Source organism: Microbacterium cucumeris, assembly GCF_058349845.2.
Genome location: NZ_JBYRIZ020000008.1, coordinates 2,926 through 5,562 on the forward strand (window position 1 = coordinate 2,926; position 2,637 = coordinate 5,562).

Consider the following 2,637-nt stretch of genomic DNA (forward strand, 5'->3'; position numbering starts at 1 on the left):
GGGGTAGCCGTAGCGAAAGCGAGTCTGAATAGGGCGATTCAGTCGCATGTCCTAGACCCGAAGCGAAGTGATCTATCCATGGCCAGGCTGAAGCGACGGTAAGACGTCGTGGAGGGCCGAACCCACTTAGGTTGAAAACTGAGGGGATGAGCTGTGGATAGGGGTGAAAGGCCAATCAAACTTCGTGATAGCTGGTTCTCTCCGAAATGCATTTAGGTGCAGCGTTGCGTGTTTCTTGCCGGAGGTAGAGCTACTGGATGGCCGATGGGCCCTACAAGGTTACTGACGTCAGCCAAACTCCGAATGCCGGTAAGTGAGAGCGCAGCAGTGAGACTGTGGGGGATAAGCTTCATAGTCGAGAGGGAAACAACCCAGACCACCATCTAAGGTCCCTAAGCGCGTGCTAAGTGGGAAAGGATGTGGAGTTGCTTAGACAACCAGGAGGTTGGCTTAGAAGCAGCCACCCTTGAAAGAGTGCGTAATAGCTCACTGGTCAAGTGATTCCGCGCCGACAATGTAACGGGGCTCAAGCACGCCACCGAAGTTGTGGCATTGACATTTTTGGTAGGCCTTCGTGGTCCAGCCGTGTTGATGGGTAGGAGAGCGTCGTGTGGCCAGCGAAGCGGCAGAGTGATCTAGCCGTGGAGGCTACACGAGTGAGAATGCAGGCATGAGTAGCGAAAGACGTGTGAGAAACACGTCCTCCGAAAGACCAAGGGTTCCAGGGTCAAGCTAATCTTCCCTGGGTAAGTCGGGACCTAAGGCGAGGCCGACAGGCGTAGTCGATGGACAACGGGTTGATATTCCCGTACCGGCGAAGAACCGCCCCAGCTAATCCAGTAGTGCTAAGCGCCCGAACCTTCACACCGTCACCTTCGGGTGGCATCGTGTTGGGGAGCGCGTGACCCCGTTCTGGTGCGGCTAGCGTATTAACAGGTGTGACGCAGGAAGGTAGTCCATGCCAGGCGATGGTTGTCCTGGTGCAAGTGCGTAGGCCGAGTCATAGGCAAATCCGTGACTCGTACAGGCTGAGACACGATGCGGATGAAAAGTGGATGATCCTATGCTGCCGAGAAAAGCATCGACGCGAGGTTCTAGCCGCCCGTACCCCAAACCGACTCAGGTGGTCAGGTAGAGAATACCGAGGAGATCGAGAGAATCGTGGTTAAGGAACTCGGCAAAATGCCCCCGTAACTTCGGGAGAAGGGGGGCCTTCGACGTATTAGGACTTGCTCCGAAAGCGTTTGGAGGCCGCAGAGACTAGTGGGTAGCGACTGTTTATTAAAAACACAGGTCCGTGCTAAGTCGCAAGACGATGTATACGGACTGACGCCTGCCCGGTGCTGGAAGGTTAAGAGGACCGGTTAGCCGCAAGGCGAAGCTGAGAATTTAAGCCCCAGTAAACGGCGGTGGTAACTATAACCATCCTAAGGTAGCGAAATTCCTTGTCGGGTAAGTTCCGACCTGCACGAATGGCGTAACGACTTCCCAACTGTCTCAACCGCGAACTCGGCGAAATTGCATTACGAGTAAAGATGCTCGTTACGCGCAGCAGGACGGAAAGACCCCGTGACCTTTACTACAGCTTGGTATTGGTGTTCGGTGTGGCTTGTGTAGGATAGGTGGGAGACTGTGAAGCGGATACGCCAGTATTCGTGGAGTCATTGTTGAAATACCACTCTGGTCACTCTGGATATCTAACTTCGGACCGTAATCCGGTTCAGGGACAGTGCCTGGTGGGTAGTTTAACTGGGGCGGTTGCCTCCCAAAGAGTAACGGAGGCGCCCAAAGGTTCCCTCAACCTGGTTGGCAATCAGGTGGCGAGTGTAAGTGCACAAGGGAGCTTGACTGTGAGACTGACAGGTCGAGCAGGGACGAAAGTCGGGACTAGTGATCCGGCAGTGGCTTGTGGAAGCGCTGTCGCTCAACGGATAAAAGGTACCTCGGGGATAACAGGCTGATCTTGCCCAAGAGTCCATATCGACGGCATGGTTTGGCACCTCGATGTCGGCTCGTCGCATCCTGGGGCTGGAGTAGGTCCCAAGGGTTGGGCTGTTCGCCCATTAAAGCGGTACGCGAGCTGGGTTTAGAACGTCGTGAGACAGTTCGGTCCCTATCCGCTGCGCGCGTAGGAAGTTTGAGAGGATCTGACCCTAGTACGAGAGGACCGGGTTGGACGAACCTCTGGTGTGTCAGTTGTTCCGCCAGGAGCACCGCTGATTAGCTACGTTCGGGATGGATAACCGCTGAAAGCATCTAAGCGGGAAGCCGGCCTCAAGATGAGACTTCCATACCTTCGGGTGAGAGGCTCCCAGCCAGACTACTGGGTTGATAGGCCAGATGTGGAAGTGCGGTAACGCATGCAGCTGACTGGTACTAATAAGCCGATGACTTGATAACACACCGTTCTTGGTGTTCGCGTCCACTTTGTGGTTCTCGATGTACGGTCGAGAGCCCTACAGGCACACACGCTGTGTCTTTAGGTTTGATTGAAACATCAATAGTGTTTCGGCGGCCATAGCGTGAGGGAAACGCCCGGTCACATTCCGAACCCGGAAGCTAAGCCTCACAGCGCCGATGGTACTGCAGGGGGGACCCTGTGGGAGAGTAGGACACCGCCGGACTTCTTTTACGAAA

Annotated in this window: 2 rRNA genes (1 of these 2 only partly in view); both read left to right on the top strand. The window is 54.9% G+C overall.

Features of this window, described 5'->3' with window-relative positions:
* Positions 1–2,400 (top strand): 23S ribosomal RNA (locus AC3RXZ_RS16875) (it extends 803 nt beyond the left edge of the window).
* Between the two features lie 107 nt (positions 2,401–2,507).
* Positions 2,508–2,624 (top strand): 5S ribosomal RNA (rrf, locus tag AC3RXZ_RS16880).
* Positions 2,625–2,637: the final 13 nt, after the last annotated feature.